Source organism: Hahella ganghwensis DSM 17046, from assembly GCF_000376785.1.
Lineage (GTDB): Bacteria > Pseudomonadota > Gammaproteobacteria > Pseudomonadales > Oleiphilaceae > Hahella > Hahella ganghwensis.
The window spans coordinates 24,381-41,016 of the sequence record NZ_AQXX01000081.1 but is presented as its reverse complement, the minus strand read 5'-3'; the positions used below and the strand labels follow the sequence as shown (position 1 = coordinate 41,016).

Annotated in this window: 12 protein-coding genes; 9 read left to right on the top strand and 3 right to left on the bottom strand. The window is 49.8% G+C overall.

Going from position 1 to position 16,636, the window contains the following annotated elements; genetic code table 11:
• From F566_RS0105375 to ptsP, 3 genes are all read left to right on the top strand, one after another.
• The coding region (locus F566_RS0105375) for a transposase domain-containing protein (RefSeq protein ID WP_020405954.1) at positions 1 to 266 on the top strand (266 nt) is incomplete at its 5' end.
• A 17-nt stretch (positions 267 to 283) separates the two neighbouring features.
• Positions 284 to 484 (top strand): hypothetical protein, encoded by a 201-nt coding sequence (locus F566_RS0105370; RefSeq protein ID WP_020405953.1) that lies wholly within the window; start codon positions 284 to 286, stop codon positions 482 to 484.
• A gap of 185 nt (positions 485 to 669) precedes the next feature.
• Positions 670 to 2,958 carry a phosphoenolpyruvate--protein phosphotransferase gene (gene ptsP / locus F566_RS0105365; protein ID WP_020405952.1) on the top strand — a complete coding sequence of 763 codons (2,289 nt, stop codon included), beginning with the start codon at positions 670 to 672 and terminating at the stop codon, positions 2,956 to 2,958.
• Between the two features lie 60 nt (positions 2,959 to 3,018).
• Here the strand turns inward: ptsP and F566_RS0105360 are convergent, their stop codons facing one another.
• From F566_RS0105360 to F566_RS32035, 3 genes are all read right to left on the bottom strand, one after another.
• A complete protein-coding gene (locus tag F566_RS0105360; RefSeq protein ID WP_020405951.1) occupies positions 3,019 to 5,670 on the bottom strand; it encodes a hypothetical protein in 2,652 nt (883 codons plus the stop codon).
• A 20-nt stretch (positions 5,671 to 5,690) separates the two neighbouring features.
• Positions 5,691 to 6,200, bottom strand: a complete 510-nt coding sequence (locus F566_RS0105355; protein ID WP_157496672.1) for a hypothetical protein — start codon at positions 6,198 to 6,200, stop codon at positions 5,691 to 5,693.
• A gap of 409 nt (positions 6,201 to 6,609) precedes the next feature.
• The gene (locus F566_RS32035) at positions 6,610 to 8,070 is read right to left on the bottom strand and encodes a sigma-54-dependent transcriptional regulator (RefSeq protein ID WP_020405949.1); all 1,461 of its coding nucleotides are present in this window, start codon (positions 8,068 to 8,070) and stop codon (positions 6,610 to 6,612) included.
• Positions 8,071 to 8,540: 470 nt separating this feature from the next.
• Between F566_RS32035 and F566_RS0105345 the strand changes: the two genes are divergently transcribed.
• From F566_RS0105345 to F566_RS0105320, 6 genes are all read left to right on the top strand, one after another.
• Positions 8,541 to 9,647: an AraC family transcriptional regulator gene (locus F566_RS0105345; RefSeq protein WP_020405948.1), complete on the top strand. Its 1,107-nt coding sequence runs from the start codon at positions 8,541 to 8,543 to the stop codon at positions 9,645 to 9,647.
• Between the two features lie 306 nt (positions 9,648 to 9,953).
• The gene (locus F566_RS0105340; RefSeq protein ID WP_020405947.1) at positions 9,954 to 10,877 is read left to right on the top strand and encodes an esterase/lipase family protein; all 924 of its coding nucleotides are present in this window, start codon (positions 9,954 to 9,956) and stop codon (positions 10,875 to 10,877) included.
• Between the two features lie 126 nt (positions 10,878 to 11,003).
• Complete coding sequence (locus F566_RS32030; protein ID WP_051085270.1) at positions 11,004 to 12,125, top strand: lipase secretion chaperone; 1,122 nt, start codon at positions 11,004 to 11,006, stop codon at positions 12,123 to 12,125.
• Between the two features lie 258 nt (positions 12,126 to 12,383).
• Positions 12,384 to 13,421: an esterase/lipase family protein gene (locus F566_RS0105330; RefSeq protein ID WP_020405945.1), complete on the top strand. Its 1,038-nt coding sequence runs from the start codon at positions 12,384 to 12,386 to the stop codon at positions 13,419 to 13,421.
• Positions 13,422 to 13,484: 63 nt separating this feature from the next.
• The gene (locus F566_RS32025) at positions 13,485 to 14,621 is read left to right on the top strand and encodes a lipase secretion chaperone (RefSeq protein ID WP_020405944.1); all 1,137 of its coding nucleotides are present in this window, start codon (positions 13,485 to 13,487) and stop codon (positions 14,619 to 14,621) included.
• 178 nt (positions 14,622 to 14,799) lie between these two features.
• On the top strand, positions 14,800 to 16,632 hold the full coding sequence (locus F566_RS0105320) for a hybrid sensor histidine kinase/response regulator (RefSeq protein WP_020405943.1): 1,833 nt from the start codon (positions 14,800 to 14,802) through the stop codon (positions 16,630 to 16,632).
• Positions 16,633 to 16,636: the final 4 nt, after the last annotated feature.

The following is a 16,636-nucleotide window of genomic DNA, read 5'->3' as shown; positions in this document are numbered from 1 at the left end:
AGGATGGCGCCGTGCCCATCGACAATAATTGGGTGGAAAACCAGATCCGGCCTTGGGCGCTGGGTCGTTCCAACTGGTTGTTTGCCGGATCGCTGCGCAGTGGTCAGCGGGCAGCGGCAGTAATGAGTCTGATCCAATCGGCCAAACTGAACGGACATGATCCCTATGCTTATCTGAAAGATGTACTGGCGCGTCTGCCGACGCAGAAGAACAGTGCCATTGCTGAATTACTGCCTCACAACTGGAGCGGTCCGGTCAACCTGTGATAGCCGGACGCTTACGAATGGTCACCGTGACAGGTGTCTTCATTGAAGGAAGCAACACGATTGAATCTATAGTCGCGAGTGACGGGACAATTGCGGTTGAATCAGTAAGATCCCTGGCGACTGTTATGTCCTCTTACCCGGCGCCATCCAACGGTGTTCTTTCTGTCAGTGATGATGAGTGGAATACCATCCAGGTCGAGATCAATAACGCCTGGTAACTAGACTGTCAGCATTATAGGGGTCTGACTCTCTGAGTCAGACCCCTTTATTGAATCCCAAAATTTCTCCCTCTTTTTGGCCAGCTAACCCCAAATCCCTCTTGGTGGATTGGCTAACGATCAGTATAGTAGTAAGACCTGCGTTTGAACGCTTCCCTCCAATTGCCGTACCTCAGAGTTATTAGATGCTGGAGCCGTTAAAGACATTACGAGATATTTTTCAGGATGCTGCTGATCTCAAAGCAGCCAAGGATCTTCTGGAACTTATTGTCGATCGGGTGCAGCAGTCCATGGCAGCCGATGTTTGCAGTATTTATCTGCTAGAGCCGGATTCCGCCGAGTTGGCACTGGTGGCCACCCGGGGCCTTGATCAGCAATCGGTAGGCCAGGTTCGACTGCGGGTGGGGAGTGGTCTGGTTGGTTATATCGCTCAGCACCAGTCCTTGTTGAATGTCGACAATGCCAGTGAACATCCCAAATTCCGGTATTTTCCTGAAACCCGTGAAGAGCGTTACGCCGCTTTTCTGGGCGTGCCGATTATCAGCTTTCGTAAGCTGATTGGTGTTATTGCGGTCCAGAAAGAAGATGCGTCCTATTTCAGTGATGAACAAGAAGCCTTTGTGATCACGATTGCCGCCCAGTTGGCTGGTCCTTTGAGTCAGTGGGTGCATGCGGAGGATGTTAAAACTTTCCTGGCGCAACCGGATGTTCCCATTGAATCCAATCTGAAGTTTCAGGGGGTCAAGGGGGCTGTCGGCATGGCCATCGGGCGAGTGCGTTGGCTGCTCAGCACCTATGAGTTGGCATCCGTGCCTGATCGGTTGGCAACAGATCCGGATGCTGAATTGGAGAAATTTACCCGTGCGCTGAATCTGGCCAAGGAAGAACTGCGCAACAGCGGCCGGCGTATGGAAGGCTCGCTACCGAAAGATGTACTGGCATTGTTCAGTGTGTATAAGATGATTCTGGAGGACCGGGAGCTGTCCTCGGAAACGGAGCAATTCATCCGCGATGGATGGTCGGCTGCCACAGGGTTACGTAAAACCGTCGAAGCCCATGCGAGGGTTTTTGCCAAAATGGATGACCCATACCTGCAGGCCAAGGCCGATGATATTCGCCATATCGGTAACCGGGTTTACGCCAATATGCAGGGTGACGACGGGACCGATTCGCTTCAGATCACTGAACCGACCATATTGGCCGGAAAAGATATCAGCATTACTGATATTGCACAGTTCCCACCGAAATATCTGGCGGGTATTGTCTGTACCAGCGGTTCGTCTCTTTCACATATTGCGATTCTGGCCAATGCGTTGGGTATTCCTGCGGTGATGGGGATTGGGGATATCAACCCGTCACAGATTGATCATACAGAAGCCGTGATTGATGGTTACCGGGCGGTGGTCATATTCAACCCTGTACCAAACCTGCGCAAGGAATATCGCCGGCTGGCGCGTCAGGAAGCCAAGTTTATTCAGGGGCTGGACGGACTTCGTGATCTTCCGGCGGAGACACCTGATGGTTTTCGCATTAAGTTATATGCCAACACTGGCCTGGTGGCGGATATATCACCTGGTTTAATGAGAGGTGCGGAAGGGGTCGGTCTGTATCGCTCAGAAATCCCCTTTATGCTGCACGAGTCCTTTCCCTCCGAGGACGAACAGGTGCAGATCTACCGCAAAATTCTTGAAGCCTATGCGCCAAATCCGGTGCACATGCGGACGCTGGATATTGGTGGAGACAAGAACCTGCCGTATTTCAGTTTTTCGGAAGAAAATCCTTTTCTAGGATGGCGGGGAATCCGGTTTACGCTTGATAACACCAGTATTTTTCTCAGCCAGATCCGGGCGATGTTAAGAGCCTCCGAAGGGTTGGACAACCTGAAGATCCTACTGCCCATGGTCAGTCATCTTGATGAAGTCAAAGCCTTTCATGGGCTGCTTGACGAGGCCATGCTGCAGATGCGGGAGGCGGGGATACAGGTGCAGCGGCCACAGGTCGGCGCGATGATCGAAGTCCCTTCAGCCATGGTGATGTTGAGGGATATTGCCAAAATAGCCGATTTTGTCTCGATCGGCAGTAATGATTTTACGCAGTACATTCTCGCCGTGGATCGCAATAATCCGAAGGTTTCTGATTTATATAACTGGCTGAATCCGGCGGTTATTCGCTCTATCGGACATGTGGTACAGAGCGCTCAGAAGTATGATCTGCCAGTCAGCGTCTGCGGTGAAATGGCGGCAGATCCTGCAGCCGTGATTCTGTTATTGGGAATGGGCGTTGAAATGCTTAGTCTCTCCGCCTACAACCTGCCGAAGACCAAACTCGTTATTCGAACCATTACCCAAGAGCGGGCAGCGGAGCTCTGGACCAAAGCCAAGCGTAAATCTGACGAACACAGAATTCGCAGAATGCTGGAAAAGGAGCTGGATCTCATGGGACTTGGAGGTTTGATTCGGGCTGGGGCAAGCTGAGAAAAATGAGAGGCCAAGCCTCTCATTTGGTATGTTATTCATTAGGCGCGTAGCTACCTATTAGTTAGGTCCGTAGCTGCCGACACAGACGATCAGATTCAAAAGTGTATGACGCCAGTTAGCCCCTTTTTCAGGCGGGCATAGGGGATCTTCCTCTGCCACTTCCTCACTTCCGCCACTATCATCAGAGCCAATGGAGCCACCTCCGAAGAAGTTTTGCGGATAGGTATTGGGGGCTTTTAAATAACTCTGATGTGTCCAGTTGCCACTTTCCTTACTGAAAATGTAAAGAGCCCCAGAGTCTGTTGAGTCATTGTTTAAAGCGCCTGGATTGTAGCAATTGAATTCAGGCGACTGGCCGGTTCCGCCGACCCCCAGACCACAGTTGTCTTCTCCGGGGGCATTGACGATCATACGGTCTTCACTCAGAAAGTATCCTGAAGTCGCAAAACGATCGGCGATATCGGGATTGGGGGCCTTGATATAGTCTTTGAATATCCAATTCCCATTTTCTTTCTCAAATACATACATGGCACCGGAATCCAGGCCTTCATTATTCTGGGGACCCCGTTCTTCTGTGCAACTGATGAGTTGAGGATTGTTTAGTTGCGGATCGTCTGTTCCTCCGGTACCGGCGCCACAGTTATCCTCACCTGGGGCTCCTACCAGTATGCGGGTGTCTGAAGCAATGAAAACTCCGTTGCCGAAGCTATCCGCCTGATCCGGATTGGGCGCTTTCAGGTAGGCTTCGTATTGCCAGGTGCCGTTTACTTTGCGGTATACATAGGCTGCACCTGAGTCCGGGATACTGTTATCTGAAAGATTACCGCTACAACCCGGGGATGTGGGACTACACCCATCTTCGTTGGGGGCTCCGACCACGATCATGTCCCCTCGACTGTTCATGTTGAAAGCGGCACCGAACTGATCGTAGATGTCCGGATTAGGCGCTTTCAGATAAGCTTCCAATGCCCAGCTGTCTCCACTTCTGCCATACACATACAACGCTCCGGCATCCATGGCCTGATTATTGGTGTAACCCGGGTTTTCGCATTGGCTTTGAGTATTCGTGGTGCCCTGACCCCCAACACCAGAGCCGCAGTTGTCTTCCTGGGGAGCGGAAACCACAAGTGTACGGGCATCGGGTGTGGAGCGCAGGCTGGTGCCGAAGATGTCTGCCTCGTCCGGATTGGGGGATTTCAGGTAGACCGGATTCGGCCAACGGTTGTAGTTATCCCGTTTGTAGATGTACACGGCACCGGCACTTTTCATCCCGTTATCGTCTGGGTGGCCGTTACAGTCATTGGTGTTCTGGTAATCAGGATGATTCCAGTTCGGATTGAACTCCGTGCCTCCGATACCGGCACCGCAGTTATCTTCTCCCGGAGCACCGACAAACAGATAAGGCGTGTACTTAGTGGCCAGGTAAAGAGCGTCACCGAAGTGATCTTCAGTATTGGAGTTGGGAGACTTCACGTAGTCAGTGCGCTGCCAGTTACCGGTATCTTTGCTGTAGAGATATACTGCGCCCGACTCACGAGCCTGATTGTCATGAGGATTGGGGAAGGAACACCAGGTTTCCCCATTGTTATCCATACCGCCGATGTTTTTACCGCAGTTGCTTTCCCCTGGAGCACCAACCGCCAGTAAGAGGCCGTTGACTCCAAGTGACGCCGAGGTACCAAACCGATCTTGCATATCCGGGTTCGGAGCCTTCAGATAGTCCTCCAATTGCCACTTGCCGAAAGACTCCTTGTAGAAATACACCGCACCTGAGTTAGGTGCCTGACGGTTGAACAGTCCTCGTTCCAAATAGCACAGATTGGGGTCGCTGCTCGGATTTTCGCCGGTGCCTCCCAGCCCCGTACCACAGTTATAGTCGTAGGGATTCCCGACAAATATGCTAGCTGGTGAGTCTGCACTATTGCTGCTATGTCTGAGTGTGTATTGGTAGTTGAATAGTGTAGGACTACCACTACTGACTTCATGAAATGCGATAAAATGCTCGCCTGCGTGGGTCGCCGTATATTCAACTTTATACGGGGTTTTCTTGGTGGCAATTTTCAGGTTTCGTGGAGAAGACGCGCCAGGCTCCCAGATCGATATATCGGTAAATGGGGCACCTTGAGGATCAAACTCAATTTCATAGCCATGCCCCTTTTCCATGGGAATCTTGAAGACATCGGTATCTCCGGCGGAGAGTTGATCCTGGTAGGTGACGGAATCTGTATGCGTCCAGGGTACGCCATGATCAACCGCAGTAGTGGTATAGTCGCCCGGCTCGACAACTTCCAGGGTAATCACGTAAGGTTGGTCATTGTTACTCCGGCTGTCGCTACTGGTGACCTCCAGCACAAAGTGTTGTATTTGCTCTTCGACCAGGTTTTGCCGAACGCCGAACTCCTTTCCTTGATATAGTCCACTGGCAATGGCTTGATTGCTGCCATTGCTGTTAACCTGATAAATGTTTAACCCTTCAATGGAACTGGCGCCATTGCCAGAAGTGGTGATACGTAAGGTCGCACCTGCACTGATATTTTGTCTAAAAGACCAGTAGTCACTGTAATCCACAGTTCCCGATTTGTCTTTGCCAATATAATCCGAGGGCGTGGATATCGACTGTCCCTTATTGCTGAATGTACCGATGTCGACGGCATGTGCTATGTCATGTCCGGAATGATCGGGCATGACAGGTATTTCTGTTCCACACATATTGGATAATCTCCAGAGTTTTAAATGGATCGAATAAGAGTTTTTGCAGATGGTTGTCTGACTTCCATGCAAAACTCCCAATAGGTGGTAGGTCCTCCACCAAAATTTTCCACTTTTCGTTGGAATTCAAAACCGAGCCATTGAAGCCAGCGGATGGCTTTATGATTCTCGGCAGAAACGTAGTTTTGTAATTTGGAATAGGGCTGACTGATTCGGCTCAACCAGAGTGGTGTTTCCTTCATCAGTCTCAGAGGTAACTCATAAAAATCATCACTGGCCAAAAGCCAGGGAATCCCCAATCCGGGAATATGGGACATGGAGGCTCCGAAGATGCAGATCACTTTGCCGTTCAATAAAACGCTATAGCTGGCTGGAGACCGGGCTACTCCTATCAGAAGCGCTTCAAGTGGGGATTTTCCTGTGGCAGCACTGGCTTCCTCTCTGTCAATCATCCTTAACCTCGGGGCTAACTGATGTACGTCTGAGGTACGGACGCTTCTCACCAGAGCATCCTTTGGGTGTGTCGTCATGCAAACCTCATTCTTTTTTATTTGTTGTATAAGAGTCATTGCAAGTGAAGTGCCATCTAATACATTTGTAAGTGCTTGAAAAATAGGAATTAAAATGGAGGAGAGTGCTAGGTGGGGTATAACCGTGGTTTTCAGTCAGGAGATGCTTTCTATAAAAAAGATAATAAAATCATATGATTATATGTGTTTATAACCCAGGTTATAGTTATAAAAATGGTTATATAGGTAGAATGAAGAATTGCCCCGGCTTTTTTTATCGCCGCTCCTTATTCAGGGGGATTCGGGTCAAGGAGAGAATGGCCAAGAGTGACAGGCCGGCGGCCCAGTAAGAGCCAGGCTATCTTACTGGGGATCGTCTACAAGGTTTACTGTTGATATTTCTGTTTGAATACTCCCCGGACACCAGTCATTACATTGCCTGGTTGAGTGAGGTGTCGGATGTGCAGGGATTCATCCAGCGTAGTTTGTTGACCTTCTTCAAACGCTTGCTGAGTGCTGGTTGGGAGATTCCCAACATTCTTGATGCAAGGGTCTGGTTTCCCTCGGTTCGGTGCATGGCTTCGAGAACCAGCAGGTCACCGACTTCCTGAAGTGAGGGGAGCGGTTGTTCGGGATTAAAGTGGATTTTATTGTCCAGGAAGGAGAGATGGTTGGCGGGAGCTTTTCCGTCCACGAGGTGCCGAAAACTTTTCATGGAAAGGACTTTGGATTTGTGTCGGCTGACGGCATCATAGGCGAGCGCCCTGAGTTCTCTGACATTGCCGGGAAAGTGGTAATTGGCCAGTAGCACCAGTAATTCCCGCGGAATCCTGGGAGCGGGTTTACTCATGTTCTCTGCCGCTTCCTTCACGTAATGCCTGAATAATAATGGAATATCATCCTTGCGTAGACGTAGCGGAGGTATGTCGACCTGGTGCGTTCTCAGCCGGTAGTACAGGTCGGTACGAAACTGCCGGCTTTCCAGTCTTGCTGCCAGATCCTGGTGTGTTGCCGCAATAATCCTGGCCTGGCAGTATCTGGGGGTATCACTGCCAAGCGGAAAGAACTCACCTTCCTGCAGCAGGCGCAGCAATTTGATTTGGGAGGTCGGGCTGAGATCGCCGATTTCGTCAAGAAACAGAGTGCCTCCTGCAGCCTGTTCAATGAGTCCGGCCCGGTCACTTCCGGCTCCGGTAAACGCACCTTTTTTATGCCCAAACAATGTGTCGGCAAATACGTTGTCGTCAAGACCGGCAACATTCAGGCACACAATGGGTCCTTCCCGTTGGCTCACCGAATGTATCGCATTGGCTATCAATTCTTTGCCGACACCACTTTCTCCGGTAATCAACACGGGTTGATTACTCACAGAGACAGACTCGAGGTATTGAAAGATCGCCATCATTTGGCCGTTCTGGGTCAGGATCTTTTGAAATGCCGCTGGATGCTTCAGGGATTCGCGCAGGCGCTCAGAGACACGGATGTGGTTGTTGCGTGTCATTTCAAGCAGAGCCACTGCCCGGTGGATAGCATCGATCAACTGGCTCTCTTCCGGGGTTTTGATGATGTAATCAAATGCGCCGAGCTGAACACAATGCACGGCTGCCTCTAACTGATGCATATCACCGATGACCAGAATTCGGACTTCCGGAAACTGCCGGTTAATCTGTTTCAGCAGGTCTTTTCCTGATTCCAGGGGTAAGCTCAGATCAAGCAGGACAAGACCGATAGAGTGACTTGATATGATCTCTATTGCATGGTGTCCATCGTGGCAATGGTAAAGGTGATTGATGTCGGCTTGATTTGCCAAGGTTGCTGCAACATTGCCATAGGGAGTGGTTCCGTTGCCGATCATCAGGATGCCAAAACTTGGGAACAGATGATTCTGCATGATGCGTTTCCTCTGACTTGAAAAGGGAGTCATCAGTCGACCGGCAATCCGTGTCCAACAGCAGGACAGTAGACAGTTTTCCGGCTGACTGATTCAGGCAGAGAGAATGGTTGGGTGTGCTTATATGGCCTTCATTGCTAACCTGCATTATCTTTTTAGTTATCTCTCGACAGTGCGAAGAGACCGGTAGCAACGAGTGACATATCCTTGATCTTATTATTGAGGGAGCTGGATACAACATGACTGGCCCACGATTTATTTTAATTTTCAAGGGGATGGCTTATCTGCCAATGACTTGAATCTAGCATAGGCCGGAGTAAGGGAATTGATTAAATGGATCAAAAATTTGATCGTTTGGAGCAAAAAATTAGATTGTGTGTATAGACTGAGTTGATGTATCTCCAACGATTGACGGAACTATCCGGCCAAAGCATGATCAACTAAAAGGGCGTAGTCTAAGGCGGTTATGAATGGTGAAGAGAGACTTTCTGGCTTCAGTATTGTACATCAAGATATTACGACAATCACTGGAGGCCAGGGGATACTCTCTTTCAGACTTGTTGAAAGACCGCTCGCACCAAAAATTGCTGCAAGCGCTGGGGTCTGACAATAATAAATTATCCCTCTCCGCCATATTGGACTTTTGGCAGGATGCCGCACGATTATGTGACGATCCGGTGCTGGGACTGCATATTGGTGAAAGTTGCCATCTGACCAGTTATGGAATATTCGCCCACCTGCTCATGAATTGTTCCAATCTGAAAGAGGCGTTGTCGCTGATTTGCCGGTATTGTCACATGATGAATGAGGCGGCGGCCAACACGATGACCGAAACCGGTTCGGTGGTTCGATACGCATTGGATTTCATGTTGTCCCATCCTGCCGGCTATCAGTCGGTGGAATTTCATTTCGCTTCCATTATTCAACTGGGGAGAGATTTGGTTGCCAGGCAACACCGGGATAAAATTGTATTTCGCGAAGTGAATTTTGCCCATGAGCCTATGACCTCACTAAGCGAATACAAGCGGATCTTCGGCATCGTGCCAAATTTTGATCAGCCACATAATGAGTTGGTGATTGGAAAAGACGTCGTAGAACTATCGACAAATGCGCCAAACAAGGGGCTGTTTCATCTATTTCTCACCCAGGTAGACAATATTTATCGGATGGATAAGCACCAGGGGACTTATAGCAGTAAGGTCAACTGGTATCTGGTTTCAGAAAATGAATGGACCAGTTGGCCGACCCTGCAGCAGGCCGCTACAGCGATTGGACTGAGTGCCAGCTCTCTTAAGCGGAAGTTAAATCTGGAAGGCACCACCTATCAGGAAATTAGTGACGGTATACGGTTCCGCCGGGCCAAAAGGATACTGAAACTGGGAGTGCATTCCGTCAGTGAGGTGGGTTATCAGCTGGGCTATAACAGCGTTGCGTCATTCGGAAGAGCTTTCAAACGATGGAGTGGCGAATCGCCGACCGACTACCAGAAACGTAAGTTGGCTTCTTCCAATGCCAAGTCCCCCTGGGAAACAACCGTACCCGCGGAAATAAAGTCTTCCCCGGAAACAAAGCAATAGCCAAAGCCCTCTGAAAATTCATCTGTGATGCTATTGCGGTTGCTTGAATGAATTGTGATACCGAGCAGGTTTTCTACTCTATTTTCTACAGGATTTTTACTTTCGATCTATTTATTCTCTATCTACGATCTATTTATTTTCTATCTATCTATCCAATTGTACTCACCCAAACGGCTGACAATTTTGGTTAAGAATCACCCATTCAGGTGAGTTTCACCGTCAAACGCTTTGATATAGTGCCACCAGTGTTCGCTCGCAGTTACAGCGAAGATTCCTGACAAAAAAAACAAAACTGGAGAGCACTAAATGAAAAAACTACTCACCGCAGTTCTGTCCTGCGGTCTGATCCTGTTTGGATCGACTGCCATGGCGGACACCTATACCAAAACCAAACATCCTATCCTGCTAGTCCATGGTGTGACGGGATTTGATTATCTCGGCGGCCTGATTGGATATTTTCATACCATTCCCTATAACCTGAGCCGCTCTGGCGCAACGGTTGAAGTGGCAAATGTTTCCTTTGTGAACAGCAGTTGGGAGCGAGGTATTCAGTTAAAGAATTACATCAACAGCCTCGGCTATTCCAAGGTGAATATCATGGCCCACAGTCAGGGAGCGCCTACGTCCCGGGTCGCGGCGCATCTTAATCCATCAAAAGTGGCATCCATCACTTCCATTAACGGGGTGAACCAGGGGTCTAAAGTGGCTGATGTCCTTCGTGGTGTTATTCCACCAGGTTCTCATGTGGAAGGTGGTGCTGACGCGATTGCTGTTGCTTTGGGAGGATTGATTAATCTGTTATCCGGTAGTAACAATCCTCAGGACGGTATCGCCGCACTGGAAACGCTGACAACGCAGGGAACGACGGATCTGAACTCGGCATTAAACTGGAAGGGAGTCAGTCAGACCTATTGCTCCTCAAAGTCTGAAGATGTTTGGTACGGTGCCAATAAAGTGAAATTCTTTTCCTGGACCGGAAGTAATGTCATTACCAACATCCTGGATCTGTCGGACGGGTTCCTGGGAGTGACGTCACTGGTGTTTGGTGGCGAGGCCAATGACGGGCTGGTCGCAAGCTGTGCTACAAAGATGGGAAATGTGATTGGCACTCATTATTCAATGAATCACATTGACGCGATTAACCATTTGTTTGGCGTGAGATCTCTCTGGACAAATCCGGTGTCGTTATACCGGAGCCATGCCAACCGGTTGAAAAATCGGGGTCTGTAGTTCCTCACAGGTACAAGGAAGACAAGGCCTTGCCGCACAGGGATGTGCGCTATCAGAAGCGTCAACAGACCCAAGCTCTGTTATGTCGAATGTCGCAAAAGAAGCCTGTATAAAGAGAAAAACCGTATGCAAATAGTGAATCGCAATCAGTTGCCTGTTCAGGTTTTCGTTATTCTAAGCGGTGTAATGTTACTAGTGGTCGCCGTCTGGCTATGGCAAAAGCGTGCCCCGGATCTATCTGTTTCCCATCAAGATAATGTTCAGCGTGAAGTCAGTGATGTCGAGGCTTTGGCGTCAGGGGGGACAGTTACTGAGGGCGCTGTTGTCGCCGGTTATACTCAGTCTGAAATATCTCAGAGTGCCGAAGGTTTCCAAAGCATGACTCCGAAAAAATATGAAGGTGAGGCCTTTGCCGGAAGTCTGGCGGGAACCGATATCGACGGACAATTGAGATCGGATATGGCAGGAAACCTGATTGTTTCCATTGAGGTGAAGGACTTCTTTGATTATTTTCTCAATACCGTAGGGGAAGTCACACCAGAGCAAGCCCTGGTTGAGATTGAACGATTGGCAAGGGGGCACCTGCCTCCCGCTGCGGCAGCGCAGGCCTTGGAGTTGCTGGATCAATACCTGGAATACAAGCAGGCAGCGCTGCAATTGATGCAGCAGCCATTGTTACCGGCAGATCAGCAGACTCCGGAGTACCACCTGAGTGTTCTGACCCAATCGTTGGACCAACTTAAACAGATCCGTCGGCAGGTTATGAATCAGGAAGTGGTCGATGCCTTTTTTGGAATGGAAGAGGCCTATGCAGACTACACGCTGGAAAAGTTGGCCATTCAACAAAACCCTGATTTGACCGTGGAGCAAAAACAACAATGGTTGACGGAAAAACGTCAGCAGCTACCCCGGGAGCTCAGAGTTGTCGATGAAAACCTGGAAAACTCTGCCGTTCGGGCGCGCGAGGCAACCGAGCTGCTGCAGACCTCCACCAATGAAAAAGTGTTACGCAAAGAACTGAAGTCGCTGAGTTTCAGTGATCACCAGATTCAGGATATGGTTGAGCACTGGCAGGCTCAACGCCAGTTTGAAACCCGCTATTCTGAGTATATGAAACAACGAGAGCTGGTCATGTCTTCCGGATTAGCAACAAAAGATCAGGAAAAGCAGGTGGTAATGTTACGGGAACAGTTTTTTCCTACGGAAGAAGAACTAATACAAGCCAGATTACGAGATATGTCTCTATAGCCCTGTATTAGCCTTAATTCCCTGAGAACTTCGTGGCAATGCGATGCTCAGTAGCGTTACGGGGCCTAGTCCAAGCCTACTGCTTCAGGGAAAAAGGCTATCATCCTTCGGCCGATGTGCTGCCTGAAATATCGTCCCTTAAGTCGATTTTAAGAAATGACGGTTTTGTCATAATTGCTTCCAGATTGCTTGCTCGTAGTATCAGCCACGCATTCTGATAACGGATACCTGACAAAGGAATAAGTCTGGAGAGCTTTTATGAAATCGCTACTCACCAAGCAACTGTTTTGCCGCCGGGAGCAACAACCCAGTTCTGGGAAGATGGCTGCGAATAAGACGTTTAATTTGAACAAACTGAAGCCGCGCAGTCTTACGGGGAAACTGCTGGTTGCAGCAGCCTCGTGTTGTATGTTGATGGCTGGTAACGCCGCGCAGGCGGGAGGTTATACAGAAACAAAATATCCGATTCTGTTGGTGCATGGCTTTGCCGGCTTTGACAATCTTGGCGGCCTGATCGGCTATTTCCATACCATTCCCTATAACCTTGCCCGTTCCGGGGCCAAGGTTGAGGTGGCGAATGTTTCATTCGTTCACAGCAGTTGGGACAGAGGCCAGCAATTGGAAGAGTATATCGACTGTCTGGGATACCCCAAGGTCAATATCATGGCCCATGGTCAGGGCGCGCCGACGGCTCGTGTAGCAACACATTTTAACTCCTGCCATGTGGCATCGGTGACTTCCGTCGCTGGTGTGAACAAAGGATCCAAAGTGGCAGATATTGTCCGAGGTGTTATTCCGCCGAATACGCCGATCGAAGGCGGTGTGGATGCGATTGCCAGAGCCATGGGTGGGTTGGTTGATGTGTTGGCCGGTAACAGTAATCCTCAGGATGGCATGCATGCACTTGATGCTCTGACGACACCTGACATGCTGGAGCTGAACAATGACCTGGAGTGGAAAGGCGTCAGTCCTGACAACTGTGAAACCGGGGAAGAGGAAGTCTGGTATGGGGATGATCTGGTGAAGTTCTACTCATGGACGGGCAAACGGGCTGTCACCAACCTTCTGGATCCTTCCGATGCATTTCTGGGAGTGACCTCTCTGGTGTACGGGCATGAAAGGAATGACGGTTTTGTGTCTGCCTGTTCCAGTAAGTTGGGCAAAGTGATTGGTACTCACTATGCGATGAATCACCTGGACGCCATCAACCATTTGTTTTCTGTAAGGTCTTTGTGGACCAATCCTGTGTCGCTGTATCGGACCCAGGCTAATCGCCTGAAGAAAGCAGGATTGTAAACCCATCTGCCATTATCACCGAACCCGGCCATCTGAGGTGCGCCGGGTTTTTTGGAGGGATCCATGAGCACACAGATAACTGAACCGCCAAGAATATCCTCATTATTTCTGCCAGTGACGTCGCTGCTGATTTTTACAGCCTGCTGGCTATGGCAGGATCGTCCAAACGTTGCTGATGCTGCAGCGAAAGTCGGCACCGGAGTTGCAGAACAGAGTCTGACGGATAAAGCCGCTGAGCCAGCCAAAGCCGACACGTCGGTGATTATTTCTGAAACCAGTGACGCTGCCGAGGAAGATGAAGAGGAAAACTTTGACGATTTTCCCGGGGTGACTCCCAAGCAGTATGACGGAGAAGCTTTTGCTTCGAGCCTTGCCGGTACCGATATTGACGGTGAACTCAGAGTGGATGAATCAGGTCATCTGGTCGTGAGTATCGATGTTAAGGATTTCTTTGATTACTTTTTCAATACTGTCGGAGAAGTGGCGCCGGAACAGGCTCTGGCTGAAAGTGAACGTTTGGCCCGGACCAGCCTGCCCCCTCTGGCGGCCAATGAAGCCATGATCCTGATGGACCAGTATCTGGAATACAAGCAAAGGGCGCTGGACCTGATGCAGAAACCATTGATTCCCGCCGACCAGCAGACTCCAGAGTATCATCTGAAAATGCTCGGCGAATCCTTGACGGAATTGAAACAGATCCGGCGGGACGTGATGAAGGATGAGACGGTGGAAGCCTTTTTTGGCAAGGAGGAAGCATACGCTGACTTTACCCTGGCCAGGCTGACCATTGAACGGGACCCAAACCTTTCCATGGCGCAAAAGCAACAGTTGATTGCTGAAAAACGATATCAGCTACCTGAAGATCTGAGAACGGTAGACGATGAACTGGCATTTTCAGCGGCCAGGGCACAGCACGCCATGGCATTGCTACAGAAAGCCACAAGTCAGGAAGAGGTGCGTAAAGGCTTGAAAGAGCTGGAATATGAACCTGAGGAAGTTGAAGAAATCACCGATAGATGGGAGGAGCGGAGAATCTTTAATTTTCGTTATGGCCAATACCAGGTCAAGCGTGATGAGGTTCTGGCGGCAGGCTTGAGCGAGGAAGATCAAGAGGCGCAGGTGGAATCACTCAGAACGTTCTTTTTTGCTGAAGAGGAAGACCGTATGAAAGCGCGTATGAGAGACCGAATGATGATGTAGGTTCGCCTCGAAGTGTCTGCCTGCACGATACGGGAAAACTTGCACGACTCAGTCACAACCGCTCCAAGCCCCAACAAGCATTGTTGGGGCGGGAAGCTTGTCGCTATACAAAATCCGGAATTAGGCCACAGTGAGCGCCAAAGTATGGTGCTAACATATCAGCTCGTCTGGAGCTGATATGAACGAACAAGCCATCATCCATACCCGTCAATCCGGATACTACAACCTTCATTTCGGGAAGACACTGGAACCGCTGTTTGCAGATTTCCTGTTTCATCGGTTAAGAGGGCGGTTGGGTATTGTTAACCTGGTCGCTCTGGGTTTTTTTGTCGTCTACTCATTACTGGACTACCTCATTTTTCCATTTGAAGTAGCTAGTTGGACCATCCCCATAAGGCTTTTCCTGGTGGCCCCGGTCATCATTATCTCCACGATCATCAACTTTAAGACGCAGTCTCCCCAGATGTTTTTCTCCGTTTATACCCTGAGTTATATCGTCTGTGGATTTGCCGTAGTGGCCATTATTCTGATTGCTCACTCCAATGGCGTGATGGTGCCATACGACGGCCTGTTTCTTGTGTTGAGTTACGGCTATTTCGTCATGTCGATTCCATTTCGTCACGTGGTGGCTTCCTCATGGCTTATATTTATTTTGTATGCCATGGCTGAAATTATCGCCGGCCTGCCGCCAGAAAAGTTGTACCTGAATCTGTTTTTTCTCGCCGGGGCGAATCTGATCGGCTCAGTGGGCGCTTATATTCAGGAGCACAACCTCCGGGGGAGCTTTCTGAATCATCAGCTATTACACCTTCGCCAGATAGAGGCGGACCGTGAAAATAAAGCCAAAACCCGGTTTATTGCCACTGCCAGTCACGACCTCCGACAACCCCTGAATGCCATGAACCTGTTGCTGGAAGGAATGCCGGAGCCGCCTCCCGATGACCACGAATCAGCCAGGATCAGATTGAAGCTGCGACGATCATTGGATCAGCTGAACGGGCTGTTGGGAGGGCTGTTTGATATTTCCCGACTCAATCTTGGTGTGATCAAGCCCCACATCAGTACATTCGATCTACATGAGGTGGTCGACAGGATTCTTGACGAGCAGGCGATGAATCAGGAGCCCGGTCTGAGTATGAATTGCAATGTGCCGGCCGGTACGGGGGTGAGTTCTGATGCTGTGCTGTTGGAAAGAGTGATCCGTAATCTGATATCTAATGCTGCTAAACATGCGGAAGCTTCATTGGTCAAAGTAAGCACTGAACTGGTTATCGATAACACCGAATTGGCCATAAAAAACAACGAAGTATCGCCAGGCAACGTCGTACTGACCATTCGTGATGACGGCAGAGGAATCCCGCTGGAAGACCAGGAAAGAGTATTTCAGAAATTTCAGCAGGTGCGGAGGAGTAATGGGCGTCCCGCCAGTGGTCTTGGTCTGGGATTGGCGATCGTCAAACAGTTATGCGATTTGTTGGATATTTCTCTGCATCTTGATAGTCAGGAGGCGAAGGGTACGCTCTTCAGATTGGTGTTGCCGGCGGCGGAACTGACAACGGCGGATAGGGGACAAAGTCATTCTGCCAAGGAAGCCTTAGTTTTGCAGGGGGTCAGGATATGGTTGGTTGAAGATGATGCCAGTAACCGAGAGGCATTGGCAGGGTTTATCCGTAAATGCGGGGCCATCGTGGAAGCAATGGAGGGGTATGAAGAGTTCTCCGATTTCCTGGATCAGAATGAAAGCAAGGAAAGCCCGGATCTGGTGTTGACCGACTATCGGTTAGGCAATAACAGAACGGGGTTAAGTGTCGTGAAGAGGGTCCGCCAGGGGGCGCCATACTTTGTTCCTGCTATCGTATTGTCAGCAGATGTTGAGAAGGTGCGCCATCTCTCTGAAGGGAATATGGACATGGTGTTTCTGGCCAAGCCTGTGACACCAGCCCGTCTTCTGGGGGCGATACGCCATCAACTGGGCCGTATCGCAGATCGCCGGGGAAGGGTTTCCGCCTGATGTG